Source organism: uncultured Dialister sp. (assembly GCF_937959425.1).
Classification (GTDB): Bacteria; Bacillota; Negativicutes; order Veillonellales; family Dialisteraceae; genus Dialister.
The window spans coordinates 12,254-29,031 of record NZ_CALGPS010000170.1 but is presented as its reverse complement, the minus strand read 5'-3'; the positions used below and the strand labels follow the sequence as shown (position 1 = coordinate 29,031).

13 protein-coding genes and 1 tRNA gene are annotated in these 16,778 nt (G+C 53.2%); 5 read left to right on the top strand and 9 right to left on the bottom strand.

Going from position 1 to position 16,778, the window contains the following annotated elements; translation table 11 throughout:
• Positions 1-433: 433 nt before the first annotated feature.
• The 8 genes from Q0482_RS06980 to truA all read right to left on the bottom strand — a co-directional run bounded on the left by Q0482_RS06980 (position 434) and on the right by truA (position 11,090).
• Positions 434-1,312 (bottom strand): aminotransferase class IV, encoded by an 879-nt coding sequence (locus Q0482_RS06980; RefSeq protein ID WP_299144989.1) that lies wholly within the window; start codon positions 1,310-1,312, stop codon positions 434-436.
• A gap of 55 nt (positions 1,313-1,367) precedes the next feature.
• Positions 1,368-2,384: an electron transfer flavoprotein subunit alpha/FixB family protein gene (locus Q0482_RS06975; RefSeq protein ID WP_299144987.1), complete on the bottom strand. Its 1,017-nt coding sequence runs from the start codon at positions 2,382-2,384 to the stop codon at positions 1,368-1,370.
• 7 nt (positions 2,385-2,391) lie between these two features.
• Positions 2,392-3,183, bottom strand: a complete 792-nt coding sequence (locus Q0482_RS06970) for an electron transfer flavoprotein subunit beta/FixA family protein (RefSeq protein ID WP_299144985.1) — start codon at positions 3,181-3,183, stop codon at positions 2,392-2,394.
• 366 nt (positions 3,184-3,549) lie between these two features.
• Positions 3,550-6,972 (bottom strand): DNA polymerase III subunit alpha, encoded by a 3,423-nt coding sequence (locus Q0482_RS06965; RefSeq protein ID WP_299144983.1) that lies wholly within the window; start codon positions 6,970-6,972, stop codon positions 3,550-3,552.
• A 258-nt stretch (positions 6,973-7,230) separates the two neighbouring features.
• Positions 7,231-7,322 (bottom strand) — tRNA-Ser (locus Q0482_RS06960).
• A gap of 435 nt (positions 7,323-7,757) precedes the next feature.
• Positions 7,758-8,969: an MFS transporter gene (locus tag Q0482_RS06955; protein WP_299144981.1), complete on the bottom strand. Its 1,212-nt coding sequence runs from the start codon at positions 8,967-8,969 to the stop codon at positions 7,758-7,760.
• A 392-nt stretch (positions 8,970-9,361) separates the two neighbouring features.
• Positions 9,362-10,300: a LysR family transcriptional regulator gene (locus Q0482_RS06950; protein ID WP_299144979.1), complete on the bottom strand. Its 939-nt coding sequence runs from the start codon at positions 10,298-10,300 to the stop codon at positions 9,362-9,364.
• A 55-nt stretch (positions 10,301-10,355) separates the two neighbouring features.
• Positions 10,356-11,090, bottom strand: coding sequence for a tRNA pseudouridine(38-40) synthase TruA (gene truA / locus Q0482_RS06945; protein WP_298025497.1), 735 nt, complete (start codon positions 11,088-11,090; stop codon positions 10,356-10,358).
• 331 nt (positions 11,091-11,421) lie between these two features.
• Between truA and Q0482_RS06940 the strand changes: the two genes are divergently transcribed.
• The 5 genes from Q0482_RS06940 (at position 11,422) to Q0482_RS06920 (ending at position 15,915) form a co-directional block, all read left to right on the top strand.
• The gene (locus tag Q0482_RS06940; RefSeq protein ID WP_291057907.1) at positions 11,422-11,805 is read left to right on the top strand and encodes a hypothetical protein; all 384 of its coding nucleotides are present in this window, start codon (positions 11,422-11,424) and stop codon (positions 11,803-11,805) included.
• Positions 11,805-13,091, top strand: a complete 1,287-nt coding sequence (locus Q0482_RS06935; RefSeq protein WP_299144978.1) for a M18 family aminopeptidase — start codon at positions 11,805-11,807, stop codon at positions 13,089-13,091. Before Q0482_RS06940 ends, Q0482_RS06935 begins: the two co-directional genes overlap by 1 nt.
• Before the next feature lie 608 nt (positions 13,092-13,699).
• On the top strand, positions 13,700-14,494 hold the full coding sequence (locus Q0482_RS06930) for a carbon-nitrogen family hydrolase (RefSeq protein WP_299144976.1): 795 nt from the start codon (positions 13,700-13,702) through the stop codon (positions 14,492-14,494).
• 37 nt (positions 14,495-14,531) lie between these two features.
• A complete protein-coding gene (locus Q0482_RS06925; RefSeq protein ID WP_299144974.1) occupies positions 14,532-15,167 on the top strand; it encodes a hypothetical protein in 636 nt (211 codons plus the stop codon).
• Positions 15,168-15,231: 64 nt separating this feature from the next.
• The gene (locus Q0482_RS06920; protein WP_299144972.1) at positions 15,232-15,915 is read left to right on the top strand and encodes a hypothetical protein; all 684 of its coding nucleotides are present in this window, start codon (positions 15,232-15,234) and stop codon (positions 15,913-15,915) included.
• A gap of 46 nt (positions 15,916-15,961) precedes the next feature.
• Here Q0482_RS06920 and Q0482_RS06915 read toward each other — a convergent pair whose 3' ends face one another.
• Positions 15,962-16,465 (bottom strand): transporter, encoded by a 504-nt coding sequence (locus Q0482_RS06915; RefSeq protein ID WP_299144970.1) that lies wholly within the window; start codon positions 16,463-16,465, stop codon positions 15,962-15,964.
• Positions 16,466-16,778: the final 313 nt, after the last annotated feature.

Here is a 16,778-nt window from a genome sequence, read left to right as displayed (position 1 = left end):
CAATCGGCGCGCTTAGTTTTTGAAAAGCTGGTCTTGACAACGGGCCCACTATACAGCTAAAAAAAGGGGCGCGCCTGGCGGCGCGGGTTGTGTAAAAGGGTTGTGTTCGCTTCCGCCCAGGGGGCAGGGAAAGAGGTTCTTAGGATTGACCGGCCTTTGGCCGGAGGGTTCTTAAGTTTGACGGCCTTTCAGGCCGAGGGTTGTGGTGGCGGCTTCGCCGCAATTTTTAAAGGGGCGATGAGTTTTATCATGCCGCCACATGCTTTGATGCATGGAGAACCTTTTGGCTGCTCCCTCATAGGGTGCCCGCTTGGAAGCGTTCCCTTGGCCCTCATTGGGTAAGGCAAGGGTGGTTAAGGTTTCCCTTTTCCCCATGAAAAAAAGCTGAGAAAAAATGATTGAACATTTTTTTCTCAGCTTTTTTGACTGCCTGTTACGGCAGACCATCGGTCATGAGATGGTGATAATGCTGCTGAATCTTTCTGGTTACCGTGCCCGGTTTGCCATCGCCGATGGGCTTTCCGTCGATGGAGAGCACCGGCACGATGCCGTCCTGGCTGTTGGTGAGGAAGACTTCTTCCGCATCCATCATGTTGTCCAGCCGCACCGGTTCCGCGCCGTCATCAATGGAGGTGACGCCGGCGGTGGGGGCTACGCGGGAGAGGACCAGGGAGCGGGTGATACCGGGAATCATGAATTCATTCTTCGCCGGAGTCCAGATGACGCCTGCCTTGACGATGCACACATTGGAGTGGCTGGCTTCGGTGAGAAGGCCGTCTTTGATGAAAATGGCGTCGTAGGCGCCTTTTTTCTGCGCCTCTGCCCGGGCCATCATATTGTCCAGCTGGTTCAGGGAGAGGATATCGCAGTGATGGCCGCGGTCATCGTTCATGGTAATGCACTTTACGCCGTCCTGCACTTTGGCAATGCTGTCCAGGTTAATGGGCTTTGCATAAACCAGCACGTTGGGGCGGAGGGCGTTTCTGGAGGGGATGGTGAAGTCATGGTCGCCGCTGCCGCGGGTAACGATGATTTTCACATAGCCTTCAGTAACTCCCGTTTCTTCGATAACCACTTCCACGATTTCCGTAAATTCATCGGGCGCCGTCACCGGGCGGATGCCCAGAAGCCGCATGGAGCGGTACAGACGGTCCACATGATAGGAAAGGGCAAAGGGATGTCCCCGGAATACCCGGATCCATTCGTAGCAGCCGTCGCCAAACTGCAGGCCTCTGTCGTCAGCACTGATGATTTTGCTGAAATCATAGTAGAAATTGTGATTGTAGTAGATGGTAGTTTTTGCTTCTGCCATACCGTTCACCTCCGCAAGGGAAATAAGACTGCATTTCTTCACATATTATAACATATTAAGAGTGTTTTTCTTCCTTAAGCGCTTTGATTCTGGAAATCAGGAGGGGCATGAACTGTTTCAGGTCTGCCACCACCGCATAGTCCGCCATTTCCATAATCGGCGCCTTGGCATCTTTGTTCACCGCAATGATAATGTCCGCGTTCACGGCGCACATATGCTGCATGGCGCCGGAAATGCCCAGGGCAAAGTATACTTTCGGAGCAATGCCCTTGCCGGTCTGTCCGATCTGTCGGCTGTGAGGTTCCCAGCCCAGTTCGGAAATAGGGCGGCTGCAGCCTACCGCAGCGCCCAGAAGGTCAGCCAGTTCGTGCACCTGTTTCCATTCTTCACGGCTGTGGAATCCACGGCCGCCGGCCACCACGATTTTCGCCGTTTCCATAGGATTTTCATCCTCTTCTCCGGCAATGATTTCCTTCAGAATGGTCCCTAGATCCTTTTCCTCAAGGGATACGGATACTTCCTCCACTTCTCCGGTGCGGGATTTATCGGCCTTAGGATATTTGAAAATGCCGGGACGCACGGTGCCCACCTGGGGGCGGTAGAGAGGACTTACAATATCCGCCATAATATTGCCATCCATGGCGGGGCGGGACCAGATAACCAGGCCCTTTTCCTTATCGGCGGAAAGCTCCGTCACATCAGCGGTAACGCCGCACACCAGCTCCGCTGCCAAGCGGGGTGCCAGGTCTCTTCCGAAGGGAGTGGCAGCGATGATGATGGTATCCGCCTTTTTCTCCTTAAAGAAAGGAGCCAGTGCCTTCTGATAGGCCTTGCCGTCATAATGGGAAAGGAGGCTGTTTGTCAGTACATACACCTTATCCGCTCCCAGAGGGATAAGGGATGCTGCCTCCTCTTCCAGACGGTCGCCGATGAGGACGGCACACACCTTTTCACCCAGCTCATCTGCCAGCTTTCTGGCTTCGCCGGTGAGCTCGCCGGTCACCCTCTGGATCCTGCCGTCTACGAGAGCGCCAATTACATATATTCCTTTATATTCAGAGAAATCCATCATTGCCCTCCTATGCAAGATTCAGTTTCTTCAAGGCTGCGATGAGTTCATCAGCCGCATCTTCCGCCGTTTTTCCTTCAATGCGGAGATTTTCCTTCTTCGGCGGCACTACGGGCCGGACCTGCCTTACCTGGGTAGGAGATCCCTTCATGCCGATGCGTGCTGTATCCACATTGAGGTCGGCGGCGGTGAGATTTTTGATTTCCACTTCTTCCTTCTTCAGGATACCCTTAATGCTGGGATACCGGGGCTTGTTCAATTCTCCGGTGCAGGTAATAAGACCGGGAAGCTTCATTTCCAGTACTTCCCTGTTATCTCCCATCTGCCTTTCCACGTTGAGGAAGCCTTCCTTTTCACAGGAAATGCCAACCGCTGCGCTTACATCGGGAATCCCCAGGGCAGCAGCAATTTCCGGTCCCACCTGGGCCGTATTGCTGTCGATGGATTCCTGTCCGCACAAAATGAGGTCAAAGGGACCGATTTTTTCAATGGCCTTGGACAAAGTATAGCTGGTGGCCAGGGTATCGGCACCGCCGAAAGCGCGGTCCGTTACCAGGTAAGCCTCATCGGCCCCCATGGAAATGGCTTCCTTCAGCACCGCCGCTGCCTGAGGCGGTCCCATGGAAATCACCGTCACCGTACCGCCTGCCTGATCCCTCAAAGCAAAGGCAGCTTCCAAAGCGTTCCTGTCCATAGGATTCAGGATACTGTTTGCATTATTCCTCTTCAATCTTCCGGTAGCCGGATCCACTTCCATCTGGGAAGTATCCACCACCTGCTTCACACAAACCAGAAATTTCATAATAACCCCCTTAGAAACAACTGCAAGGCTTCATTCTTTAGAAGATTTTATCTATTTTAGTATATCATATAGGGGCCTTCCGCGGCATATTTATCTTTATAAACGGCGAGTGCCGAGGGGGCAAAAGGTTCTTAAGATTGATGGGCCTGCCGGCCCAAGGTTTCTTAAGTTTGATGGGCCCTTTGGGCCCAAGGGTTGTGGTATCGCCTCCGGCGATGAGTATATAGGTCACGAAGCGGCCTCCCCCTTATCCGGCTGCGCCGGACTTTCCCCCATTCGGGGGACAGAATGAACCCTCTCTATCTGCCGTTGAGTCAAAGGATAGCAGGCAGCCGCCTACACTGTCTCACTCTCCCGCGCCCCCTCTTACTTCCGTCCTTCCACGCAGGCATTGCCCAGAAGTCCTTTCAGCGCTTCTTCCGCTTCTTCGGAGAAGTCAAGGAAGAATTTCGGCACCATGCGGATTTCCTGTCTTGTCCTCTGGATATGGAGGAATACCGGCGTGTCTCCGTGGTATTTCAGAAGGATACGGCCCAGGGCATCGCTGACCATGTTGTTTTCATGCCTTTCATCCACATAGAGGTGGACAGCCGCCACCGGCGGGCGGACGGTTTTATGGAAGGTGGACAGGGGGATAATGTCATCGGCCAGGATTTTCACTTCTCTTTCGTTGGACTGCACCCGGCCGCGGACGCAGACGGCGGCGTCCTCGGTAAGGATGGGCCTTACCTTTTCCCACACCGACGGGAATACCACTGCTTCCAGCTCACCGTCATAGTCTTCCACGGTCACATAGCCCATGGGGGCCCCTTTCTTTGTCATGGTGCCCTTCACATGGGCCACGGTGCCGCCGATGGTGACGGTGCGGCCGTCGTAGCGGGCACTTTCTGCATTCAGCTGGTAAATAGGCGTGCAGTGGGCCATCTGTTTTTTATAGGCATCCAGGGGATGGCCGCTGACGTAGAAACCCAAGAGCTTTCTTTCCCATTCGATTTTTTCATTCTGCGGCATATCCGGCAGCGGCGGATAGACAATGGTTTTGGCACTGTCCATATCGCCGAAAAGGCTCATCTGCCCCGATTCCCGGTCTTCCCTTACGGACTGGGCATTGCTGATGGCCTCCGGCAGCACCGCAAGAAGCTGGGAGCGGTTATGGCCCAGGGAGTCCAGGGCACCGCAGCGGATGAGGCTTTCGCAGGCCCGGCTGTTCAGTCCCCGGCTGTCCACCCTTTCCAGAAAATCGCTGATATCCCGGAAGGGTCCTCCTTTTCTTCTGGCCTCGATAATGCCTTCCACCGCATTTTCCCCTACATTCTGGATGCCGTCCAGACCGAAGAGGATTTTATTTCCTTTCACCGAGAAATAGGCATCAGACAGATTCACATCCGGAGCGGCGATTTCCACCCCCGCCCTTCTTGTATCGGAAATATAGCGGCTCACCTTGTCCCTGTCGCCAATGTAGCAGGTCATCATGGCCGCCATGAATTCGGGGCGGAAATGGGCTTTGAGGTATGCCGTCTGCCAGGCAATCCAGCCGTAGCACACGCTGTGGGATTTGTTGAAACCGTAGCCTGCAAAGTGGACCATGAGGTCGAACACGTAATTGGCGGTCTTCTCATCCACTCCGTTCTTCACGGCTCCTTCCACGAAGGTATCCCTGTTCTTCTGCAGGATTTCCGGTTCCTTGTGTCCCATGGCACGGCGGAGCATATCTGCCTGGCCCAGGCTGAATCCCCCCATGACGGAGGCAATCTGCATGACCTGTTCCTGGTAAAGGATGACGCCGTAGGTTTCCTTCAGAATCGGTTCCAGAGATGGATGGGGATATTCCACCGGGATTTCCCCGTGCTTTCTCTTGATGAAATCTTCCGCCATGCCGCTTCCCAGCGGGCCCGGCCGGTAGAGGGCCACCATGGGGATAAGATCCTCGAACCGGTCCGGATGGAGCTTCATGAGAAGGGAGGTGAAGCCGGAGGATTCGGACTGGAACACGCCGATGGTATCCCCCTCGCAGAGCATGCGGCAGGTGGCTTCGTCTTTATCAGGGATATGGTTGATATCCAGCTTGATGCCCCGGTTCTTCTCGATCATTTCCAGGGCATCATGAATGACTGTCAGATTTCGAAGACCCAGAAGGTCCATTTTCAGGAGGCCCAGCTGCTCCACCTGATCCTTTTCATACTGGGTCTGGATGAAATTATCCTGGGTGAGCTGGATGGGCACATAGTCGTCTACAGGGTTGGAGCAGATCACCACGCCGGCAGCATGGGTGCCGGAATTTCTTGAAAGCCCCTCCAGATCCAGGCAGTGGTCGATAAGGCTGTGCACCTGGGGATTGGACTCATAAAGGTCCTTGAATTCCCGGGAGCCGTCCAGCGTCTTCTTCAGCGTCACCCCGGGGCCGGAGGGTACCATTTTGGCAATCTTATCCACATCCCGAAGGGGCATATTGGTCACCCGTCCCACGTCCCGGATGACAGCCCGGGCAGCCAGGGTGCCGAAAGTAATAATCTGGGCCACCTGATCCTTTCCGTACTTCCGGGCCAGGTAATCAATCACTTCTCCCCGCCGCCGGTAGCAGAGATCCGTATCAATATCCGGCATGGACACACGCTCCGGATTCAGGAAACGTTCAAAAAGGAGGTCAAAGCGCAGGGGATCGATTTCCGTAATATGAAGAAGATAGGCCACGATACTCCCTGCCGCACTGCCGCGGCCCGGCCCGATGGGAATGCCGTGGGATTTGGCATAATGGATGAAATCCATGACGATGAGGAAATAGTCGGAAAAGCCCATGTGCTCGATAACGCCCAGCTCGTAATCCATGCGCTCCTTCTCCTTCCCCGTAGGATGGGGATAGCGCTCCGGCAGTGCCTTCTCGCAGAGCTTCCGCAGATAGGACTTGGACGTCTCTCCCTCAGGCACATCAAAGGATGGCAGCTTGTGCTCCCCGAAGGTCAGGGTCACATGACAGCGGTCTGCAATCTTCTTTGTATTCTCAATGGCACCGGGATACTCTCCCAGAATGGCCTCCATTTCCGCCCCGCTCTTGCAGTAGAACTCGTTGTTGGCAAAATGGAAATGGTAAGGGTCGTCCAGCGTTTTTCCTGTGGAAATGCAGAGCTTGATTTCCTGGCTTCCTGCATCCTCCTTCTTCGTATAGTGGAAATCGTTGGTAGCCACCAGCCCCAGGCCGTACTCCTTCGCCAGCGCCGCCAGAGCAGGACGCACCGCCGCTTCTTCCGGAAGGCCGTGATTTTGGAGCTCGATGAAATAATTGTCCTTCCCGAAGGTGTCGATGTAAAACTGAATCACCTTCCGGGCCTTCTCCATATCATGATTCAGGATGGCCTGGGGAAGCTCGCCCCCCACGCAGGCGGACATGGCAATCAGCCCCTTATGATACTTCACAAGGAGATCATGATCCGCCCGAGGCTTGAAATAATACCCCTCCGTCCAGGACTTGGAGCAGATTTTGATAAGGTTCTGGTAACCCTCATTATTTTCCGCCAGAAGAATCAGATGGGCCAGCTTCTCCTTCTCGCCCCCCGCCCTCTTCTCAAACCGGCTTCCCCGGGTAATATACACCTCACAGCCGATAATGGGCTTGATTCCCTGGGCCATGCACTCCTTGTACAGATACACCGCTCCGTACATGACGCCATGATCCGTGATGGCCAGCGCCGTCTGCCCCATATCCTTCACATGGGACACCAGCTCCTTAATGCGGCAGGTGCCGTCAAATAAACTGTATTCCGTATGCACATGAAGATGAACGAATGGATCCATTGTTCCTCCTGAAATCATTGAAAAAGGTTTTTGTTTTATTGTATCACACAGGGCGGGGAAAAGATTCTTTAGATTGACACAGTCTCCGGCAATGAAATTTATACCCCTGCCATTTAGTGATACTGTTAGAAAGCCTTGAACTGAAAAGACGTCCCTTTTATTCCTATATAAAACTATTATAGGCTTCATATATCTTGAAATATAAAATGAAGGACACGAAAAAAGCTCTGCCATTGCTGACAGAGCTTTTTCTCTTTGTGGCGGAGAGAGGGGGATTCGAACCCCCGTGACGGTATTCGCCGTCAACATGATTTCCAATCATGCACCTTAAACCGCTCGGACACCTCTCCATGCTGCTTATTCCCTGGCCTTGCGGCCAGCGCCTTGTTGTTTTCATCAGTGGTTGACTGACTTATGTAGTATACCAATCGAGGCGGTATATGTCAAGCGATTTTTCGAAATTTTTTCAAAATTATTTTTCCCCTTTGCCGGAGAGGGGAAGTTTCCTGTGGTGGTGACACACCATGCCACCATGACGGATGGGAAACTTTTCGCAAATGGGTTCCTATGGATATGACACGCCATCCCCCCATGCCGGACAGGAAACTTTTCGCAAATAGTTTCCTATGGATGTGACACGCCATTCCCCCATGCCGGGCAGGAAACTTTGCACTAATAGTTTCCTATGGATGTGACACACCATCCCCCATGCCGGACAGGAAACTTCATAGCATAAAAAGAGCCATGAAGCAATGATTGCCATTTCTTCATGACTCTTTTTGTACTTATGCTTTTTCCGCAGAGCCGGCTCCATGGCCCTGACGCAGGTTGCGGCGCCATGCGTAGAGGCCGTAGTAGAGGAAGGCACAGGCTGCGGAACCTACGCCGACCAGGGAGTAAATGCCCGAAAATCCCAGGGGGCCTTTGAAGGCGCCGAGGATGTAGGGGCCTACGCCCAGTCCCAGATCCAGCATGACGAAGTAGGTGGATACGGCCACGCCGATGCGGACTTCGTCCACCAGTTTCACACAGATGGCCTGTCCGTTGGACATGAAGGTGCCGTAGCCCAGGCCGACGAAGACGCCGGCCAGGAGCATTTCCCAGCTTCTGGTGGTAACAGACAGGATGAGGAGGCCTGCAGCCAGGCAGAGGAAGGTGGGATACATGACGAAGTCTTCGCCCTTCTTATCAAACATGACACCGGCCATCGGACGGATGAAGGTGACAGAAAGGGCATATACCACGAAGAACAGGGTGCCTGCGGTCATGAGGTGGAGTTCTGCCGCATAGGTGGCAAGGAAGCTCAGTACGCTGGAATAGCAGAGGGCTACGAAGAAGCCTACGATGGAAATGCCCATTACCTTGGGTTCCAGGAAACTGGAAAGGCTGATTTCCTTCAGCTCCGCCCTGTGCTCTTCAGTGATTTTCATTTCATCCACTTTCATGATGAAGGCGGCAGCCAGGCAGGCCAGTACCATGACCACGGAGAAGAGGATGATCATGTTAAAGGAGAGGAACTGCTGCATAATCATGCCGATGAAGGGGCCGATGGCAGCTGCCAGGCTCATGCTGAGGGCATAGTAGTTGATGCCTTCGCCCCGCCGCTCTGCGGGAATCATGGCAGATACGATAGTACTGGTGGCGGTGGAGGCAATGCCGTAGCCCACGCCGTTCAGAAAGCGTACGGCGTACATAATGGGGAGGGTGTTGGCTGAAAAATACATGCAGGTGGTCACCAGGTAGAAGAGGATGCCGGCGTAAAGCATTCTTTTACGGCCGTAGATTTCCACAGACCGGCCGGCCACCAGCCGGGCCGCCAGGGTGCCAAGCACGAAGATGCCCGCTGCCAGGCCTGCTTCGCTGACGGTGGCATGAAGGGAATGGATGGCCTCAGATGCGATGATGACCACCAGCATATAGTAAATAATGTAAATAAGGAAATTAACAAGGGTGTCCAGGATGAACCCCCGGGTCCACAGACGTGGTTTGACTGCCATAATAAAAAATCAACCTCTTTCTATGCAGTACTGACGGGACCTTACGTACGGTCCTTTTTGAAATACGGACACCATTATACCTTTTCCCTCCTGCCTTGTATAACAGATAAAAAAGATGGGTGTTATCGTAAAAAACGATAACACCCATTGAACATCAGTTTTTTGAATCAGTCATTGTACGGAAAGCTCAATCAGCAATACAGCTGACACTCCCATGGTTATTTCCTGCCGCAAACAGGATAGAGGGAGATCTCTCGACTCAGAGTTTCATGGCAGTCCGGACACCCTTTCTGCCATACCGGCATGCAGACCCGCTCGAGATGACGAAGCGGCAGACAGCTGATCATCATTCAAAAGGGAACAAACCGCGCCATAACCGCCACATTCCACGGTCATTTCGAAGGCCTGTTATGGCGGATGTGCTTTCCCGGGAAGCTGGCCAGCACCTGGTCCACATAGGCCTGGATCAGGCGGATTTTAGGATGATTTCTCCGATAGATAAGGTAGCATTCCGCTTCCAGGGGAATTTCCAGCTCATGAAGCCCCCTGTGGCAGCCCAGGGCCGTAAGCAGCCGGTCCGGCAGAAGGGCACCGGCCTTATTCTCCTGACAGTAGTGAATGATGGCATAGGGAGAAGAGAGCCGGGCGGACACCTGGGGCTTCAGGGCAGCGTCCCTGAAATAGCGGACATAAATCTGGTTCATATAGTAGGTGGTGGGATAGAGCACCAGGGGCTCTGAAAGAATCTGCTCTACGGTAAGGGGCTTTTTCCCCATGTCCATCAAGGGGCCGTAGTACACCATATGATCCCGGCCGAAGGACACCACGTCGTATTCGTCCTTTCCCGCCCCATCAGGCAGGCTCTGCTCCACAAAGTAGGTGGAAACCACATCCAGCCTCCCTTCCGTCATGGCCTGGTGGATCTGGTAGGTGGGCATGTCATACACATTGAACCGGAGCTGCCGGTTCAGCCGCTGGAAATGGGCAATGTGCCTATTCATATGAATGTCCCCCAGGGAACGGAGGATTCCCACATTGAGCTCCACCGCCCCTTCCTCTGCAGCAGGACGGATGTCCTCTACAATTTCCCTTAGTCCCTCCATCCATTCCCGGATACGGGGCAGGAACCGCTCCCCTTCTTCGGTGAGATGGCTTCCTCTCCTGGATCTTTCAATCAGCTGCACCCCCAGGGTGCATTCCAGCCTTTTGATCTGGGCGCTGAAGGCGGACTGGGTAATATTCGCTTCCCTGGCAGCCCGGGCAAAATTCCCCACCCGGCCATATATGATAAAGCACTCCATCTGTGCAATGGTGGGCAGATTTTCCGACATAACTTTTCTCCATTTCCGGCAAAAATGATGAAATAAAAATTTTGCCTTTATCCTTTCAATACACCACTTCCACCAGGGTCAGTCCCTGGGGCGGCGCGGTGAAACCGGCCTCTGCGCGGTCTTTCGCCTCCAGAATGGCAGGGATTTCCTCAGCCCTTTTCTTACCCTCACCGATCTCCACCAAAGTGCCGGTGATGATACGAATCATATTCTGCAGGAAACCGTCGCCCCTGTAGTCAATGGCCAGCTCGCCGCCGGAAAGGGTAAGGGAAATATCACGAATGGTGCGGACAGAAGATTTCTTAAAGTGCTTATTTCCGCAGAAGGACATGAAATCATGGGTGCCCAGAAGAAGGGCGGTCCCCTTTTTCATGGCGTGCACATCCAGCACCTCCCCCAGCTGCCACACATAGCGCCGACGGAATACATCCTTCTCTGCACTTAAACGGATACAGTAGCGGTAGTGCTTCTCTCTGGCGGAAAAGCGGCTGTGGAATCTTTCGTCCATAATGGTAAGGCCGTGAATGGAAATATCATCGGGCAGAGCCCTGTTCCATGCATCCTCAAGCAATTTCAGGTCATACTCCTCCTGCAGATGGACATTGGCATACTGCCCTATGGCATGGACGCCGGCATCGGTCCTGCCGGCGCCGATTACCTGCCCCTTTACGCCGGTAATCTTCTCCAGCGTGTCTTCCAGCTTCCCCTGAATGGTCTCCCTTGTCCGCACCTGCCGCTGCCAGCCCTCATAGCGGCTTCCGTCATAAGAAACGGTAAATCCGTAATTCATCCCAATCCCTGCCTTTCCTTTTCTCTATTGTCTATTATAGCAAAAAGGCAAAAGGTTCTTAAGATTGACCGGCCTAAAGGCCGGAGGGTGGTGGATTGCCCTTCGGGCAATAAGTATATACCGCTTTTCGGCAGGCTCGCTGCGCTCGCCCCCCTTTGGTGCCTGCGGCACCACCTTTCCCCGCAAGCGGGGGCACTATGAATGCTAGCATTGTGCCACATGACTCCTCTTCTAACTTCCCTTTTTGTCTTTTCTCCTCATATGATATAATAAGACTGATTTCATGAGTATGTAACGGGAAAAGATGTGTCCCGGGAAAGTGAGTACCTATATGAAAAAAATGATGATTGCCCTGGGCGTGGCTGCTGCCATTGCTGCCGGTTCCATGACTGTTTCTGCTGAAAATTACTGGAAGTACAATGATACCATTTCTATCGACATGGATGAAACCAGGGTGAAGACCACCACCAACGGCCACGAAATCCTCCATTTCGTAGCCGTGGAAGCCATCGACGGCGGCACCTGCACCTACACCTATGCCTATGACCGCACGGCCGGCACCATCCAGGTAGTGGAAATGGAAAAGGAAACGAAGACCCTGCACTACACCAGCAATTTCACCCCCACTTCCATCAACACCAACAATCCGGTCATCCGTGCCCGCGCCCAGATGGCAGAGGCCGTATACCAGAGAAAGGTGAACCATAAGAAATAATGAACGTGGAAAAGCCTGAGACAACCGTTGAAGTGGGCGAAAACCTGATTCATTTCATCGCCCGCTCCCCCTCCGTATTTCATGCAGTCCACGGTGTGAAGGAAGCGCTCCTCTATTCCGGATTTACGGAAATCCGGGAGGAAGACCCCTGGCATATTGAAAAAGGCGGGAAATACGTGGTCACCCGGAACGGCAGCGCCCTCATCGCCTTTGCAGTGCCTGAAAGCGGGGCGGACTCCTTCCGCATCACCGCTTCCCATGCCGATTCTCCCTGCTTCAAGATCAAGGAAAATCCGGAAATCAAGGAAGGGCCCTATGTGAAGCTGAATGTGGAAGGCTATGGCGGCATGATCATGTCCACCTGGCTGGACCGCCCGCTCTCCGTGGCAGGACGGCTCATCGTCCGGGAAAACGGCCATCTGGCCCAGAAGCTGGCAGCCGTAGACGGCACCATGGTGGTCATTCCTTCCGTAGCCATCCACATGGACCGGAACGTAAACCACAAGAAGGACTGGAATGTACAGAAGGACCTTCTTCCCCTCTACGGCCTTGCCACGGAAAAGACCTCCTTTATGGACGTCATTGCCGCTTCCGCCAACGTGAAGACAGAAGATATTGTGGCCCATGACCTCTACCTTTACAGCCGGGTGCCCGGCACCATCTGGGGAGAAGAAAAGGAATTCATTTCCTCTCCGAAACTGGATGACCTGCAGTGCGCCTTTGCCACCTTCCGCGGATTCATGCGGGGCAGGAAGGAAAAGCATATTTCCGTGTATGCCCTCTTCGACAACGAGGAGGTGGGAAGCGGCACCGCCCAGGGCGCAGGCTCCCCCTTCCTTTCCAACGTGCTCACAAGGCTCGCCCTTTCCCTGGGCCTCACCTATGACGAAACCATGGCCATGATTGCAAGGAGCTTCATGATTTCCGCTGACAATGCCCACAGCGTCCACCCCAACCATCCGGAATATGCGGACCCCGTGAACCGGCCTGTCATCAACGGCGGCATCGTCATCAAGTACAATGCCCAGCAGCGCTACGCCACCGACGGTCTTTCGGCTGCCCGCTTCAAGGAACTGTGCCGGGACCTTTCCATTCCTGTGCAGACCTTCACTAACAGGAGCGATAACCCCGGCGGCTCTACCCTTGGAAATATTTCCAACACCAGGGTCTCCATGCCCACCGTAGACATCGGCCTTGCCCAGCTGGCCATGCACTCCTCCTACGAAACCGCAGGCACCCTGGACACCGCCTACCTGGTGAACGCGTCCATTCGATTCTTCGAATAAGAAAAACCTCCTTCGGGAGGTTTTTTGTTATTCCTGATTTTGATGATATAATGATGGAAATGAGGGCAGCTTCGCGGCCGGGGTTCAACGGGAAAGTTCTAAAGTTTGATGGGCCTATGGCCCAAGGGTTCTTAGGTTTGACGGGCCTGCGGCCCGAGGGTTGTGGATTGCCGCTTCGCGGCAATAAGTTTTTAAATGCCGCCTGTCGGCGGCGTCCCCATGAGCACAGAGTGTCATTTCGACTTGCGGCCTCGTACACCCTAGGGAAGCGCTGATTAAATCGTTATCGGATTTTATTCTTGAATTTTTATTCAATGCAAGGAATAAGTCGACGCGAATAGCCAGCTATTTAAGGAGACTTATGAGGACGATTGGATAAAAATGCATATGAAATTCGATTCTGCGAATTAATCAGTGCTTCACTAAGTCCCCTCAAGGGGCAAAGACGTTACGTGCTTGCCTACCCGCCCTTATCGTCATTTCGAACCGAAGGCGAAAAATACCGGTGCCTGCGGTAATTGAGGCAATCGGCATTAAGGAAGCGGACAGCGGAAAGCCGACAGCCGTCCCACCAACTCAATATTTCACCATTTCAAAGGAGGTTGTCCATGAAATTACGAATCGCACTGCTTCAAATGCATGTGGAAATGGGAAATCCCAAAGTGAATTTTTCTCATGCTAAAGAATTGATGGAACAGGCCATGGAGAAGAAGCCGGACATTCTGGTGCTTCCGGAAACATGGAATACGGGGTTCTTCCCGAAGGAGAATCTGTCTGGACTGGCCGATGAGGAGGGGGACGAGACCTGCCGTCTTCTTTCTTCCACCGCCAGCCGATTCGGAGTGAATATCGTTGGCGGCACCACGGCGGTGAAGGTGGGCCATGATATTTACAACCGTTCCTATGTGTTTGACCGGAAGGGACATATGGTTTCTTCTTTTGATAAAATGCACGGATTTTCCCTGTCCGGAGAGCCGGGGTATTTCCGCATGGGAGACCACCTTTCCCATTTCAAACTGGATACCATTTCCTGTTCCATGGCTGTGTGCTATGACATCCGCTTTCCTGAACTTATCCGTCGGGAAGCGCTGGCTGGAGTAGACCTTTTCTTTGTCCCCGCCGCCTGGCCCAAAATACGCAATCATCACTGGGTCACCCTGAACCGGGCCCGGGCTATTGAAAACCAGTTTTATCTGGCTGCAGTGAACCAGGCCGGGAAATCGGGAGACACGGAATACGCCGGCGAATCCCTTCTTCTTGACCCCTGGGGCGAGGATATCTGCCATCTGGAAGGAGAGGAGGAAATCGCCTTCGGCCGCATGGATACCGACGTCATCCAGGAAGTGCGGACCCGCATCAATGTTTTCCGCGACCGGCGCCCGGACTGGGACAAAGTAGAATAACATCCATTCGTAAGGAACGAGACCGGAGGATTTTACCATGAAGAGCCCAATACCTCCCGGGAAGAAGGGGCAGAACCTCATAGAATATGCCCTTCTCCTGGCCATCATCACTTCCATCGGTTTTTACATGTATGATCAGAGCGGCCCGGCGCCGTCCATTCGTACCGTTTTTAACCAGGCAGACAGTCTTTTGAAAACCGGCGCCCGCATTTCCTCTCCTGACTACAAGCCATTTCTTGGCGCTATCAGTTCCGCCATCAGAGAGGGTACCTGGTCCCTGAAGAAAAATGAATATATCCATTCCGGTACCAGGGCCGGAGGCGCCCTGGCGAAAAAGCTGGGCATTCCCTATGCAGAGGGTGATGCCTGGTCTCTGGGAAGACTGACAAATGAGAAGACAGACCTTTACGTCCTGGTTTATTATTCCGCTGCCGACAACGATAATTATCCTATTTCAAAAATCGAAACTGGATGGGACGTCTACGGCCCCGGTGATTCGAAACTGGCCTCCCACGGGAAATCCCTTCCCGTAGTTCATGTAACCAAGTATGGATTCAATCCGTCCACCGGAGAGGAAAGCAATGAGTATGTGCGAAGCTCCGCTGTCTTCGGATACGGTACCGTAGGCATGGTGGTAAAAGGGCCGGAAGGAAAAAATACAGTCCGCACATAACAGGGATAGACAGGAAAGGATTCATAGGATAAAATGATGAAATCATAAGGAAGAGGTGAATTTTATGGGCAGAAAAGGACAGCCATTCCGTGAAAAAGGGCAGAATCTCATCGAATACGCTCTTCTTCTGGCCATTATCGTGGGCATCGGTTTTCTGATTTACCAACAGGGCCTCATGGGTGATTCTATCCGCACCGTGTTTAACAATGCAGGAAATCTTATGGAAAATGGGGCGTCAAAAGATTCATCCAAAGAGGACGAAGAGCCCCTTTCCATTCCCGACCTCTTGGGCCGGGCCATTGCAGAAAAAAACAGCGGACTGGGTTCCCTTCTGAATACAGGCTCAACTTACTACGTCTATTCCGGCACCGCTGAAGGAAATCAGGTGGCCCGGAACCTCAACATTCCTTTCAGTGAGGGAGATGCCTGGTCTATCGGAAAGGTTTCGCAGGGGGCTGCCGATTATTATGTGCTTATCTATTATTCTGCTTCCAAAAGCGGCCCTCTTTCGGGCTATGCCAGCACCGATCCAAACTGGAGCTGGCGGGCCACCGGCAGCGGCGGATACGAATACCCCCGCAGCGGCAGTCATATCAGCGTACCAGTGGACTATTATGTGTATGATGCAGGAAACGGCAGCCAGAATGCGGGGCTGCGGCAGACCTATTACACTGGATCCACCGACTCTTCCGGCCAGGCCACCCTGGTGTATGCACCGGGCACAGGAAAAGAATATACCATCCGATAATCAAAAACGGCACTCCAAGGAGCGCCGTTTTTTTACTGTCAATTTTTCAGAAATGGTAATTCAGTCCCACGCCTACACCGCTTTCGTTATCCACGTCATCTCTGTCGTAGTAGGTATAGTTCACGTCGACATCAAAGGATGTGGGTACCAGGTCCAGCGTGAGTCCCGCCTTGTACTGCCTTTCTTCGCTGGATACGAGAAGCCCTGCATAGGCGTCCAGAGGGCCCAGCACATTGGCTTTTCCTTCAATCAGTCCGAACATTTTCGCATCCCGGTCATAGTAGTTCCGATTGCCGGCGCCTACATAGAAATGGCCTACCTTGTACTTGGCATATACGTCCGTTTCATTGCCCCGGTTGTTCCAGTGCCTGTATTCAGCTCCCACCGCCAGCTTGGGAATGGGCTTCACTTCGATGTGGGCACTGTGAATGCCGTCGGCAGCGCTATTGTAACCGTAGCCCGCTTCCGTATCCATAATGCCCCCAAAGGCACCGGCCATGCCTGTGCCTGCCAGAGCCAGAACGGCAGCCATGCATAAAATCTTTTTCATAGAGGTCCTCCTTTCCATACAATATCTATATATTTTTATTATATACTATAGAGCCTGAAAAATTAAGGGCTTTTAAGAAATTGATATCCTGCCCCATCGTCATTTCAAAATGAAGCGAATAACACAAGTGCTGCCCCGCCGCACCGTCATTTCGAGGGCCGCATAGCGGAGCCGAAAAATCTCACTCCTCTATGGTACAAGCTCCGCTGCGGCTGGGGATTTCTCGACTCAGAGTTTCAAAGGAGTATAAATACTTTCAGTCTCATTCCGGCCCGCCGCCCCACTCGAGATGACGCGGCGGCGGGCCCTAACT

Bases quoted from the DNA above. Each gene is read 5' to 3' on its own strand.
- Q0482_RS06940 (WP_291057907.1), top strand. From the start codon at position 11,422: ATGAAAAAAATGATGATTGCCCTGGGCGTGGCTGCTGCCATTGCTGCC.
- truA (WP_298025497.1), bottom strand. From the start codon at position 11,090: ATGAATTACGGATTTACCGTTTCTTATGACGGAAGCCGCTATGAGGGC.
- Q0482_RS06930 (WP_299144976.1), top strand. From the start codon at position 13,700: ATGAAATTACGAATCGCACTGCTTCAAATGCATGTGGAAATGGGAAAT.
- Q0482_RS06980 (WP_299144989.1), bottom strand. From the start codon at position 1,312: ATGGCAGAAGCAAAAACTACCATCTACTACAATCACAATTTCTACTAT.
- Q0482_RS06925 (WP_299144974.1), top strand. From the start codon at position 14,532: ATGAAGAGCCCAATACCTCCCGGGAAGAAGGGGCAGAACCTCATAGAA.
- Q0482_RS06915 (WP_299144970.1), bottom strand. From the start codon at position 16,465: ATGAAAAAGATTTTATGCATGGCTGCCGTTCTGGCTCTGGCAGGCACA.
- Q0482_RS06975 (WP_299144987.1), bottom strand. From the start codon at position 2,384: ATGATGGATTTCTCTGAATATAAAGGAATATATGTAATTGGCGCTCTC.
- Q0482_RS06965 (WP_299144983.1), bottom strand. From the start codon at position 6,972: ATGGATCCATTCGTTCATCTTCATGTGCATACGGAATACAGTTTATTT.
- Q0482_RS06935 (WP_299144978.1), top strand. From the start codon at position 11,805: ATGAACGTGGAAAAGCCTGAGACAACCGTTGAAGTGGGCGAAAACCTG.
- Q0482_RS06920 (WP_299144972.1), top strand. From the start codon at position 15,232: ATGGGCAGAAAAGGACAGCCATTCCGTGAAAAAGGGCAGAATCTCATC.
- Q0482_RS06970 (WP_299144985.1), bottom strand. From the start codon at position 3,183: ATGAAATTTCTGGTTTGTGTGAAGCAGGTGGTGGATACTTCCCAGATG.
- Q0482_RS06955 (WP_299144981.1), bottom strand. From the start codon at position 8,969: ATGGCAGTCAAACCACGTCTGTGGACCCGGGGGTTCATCCTGGACACC.
- Q0482_RS06950 (WP_299144979.1), bottom strand. From the start codon at position 10,300: ATGTCGGAAAATCTGCCCACCATTGCACAGATGGAGTGCTTTATCATA.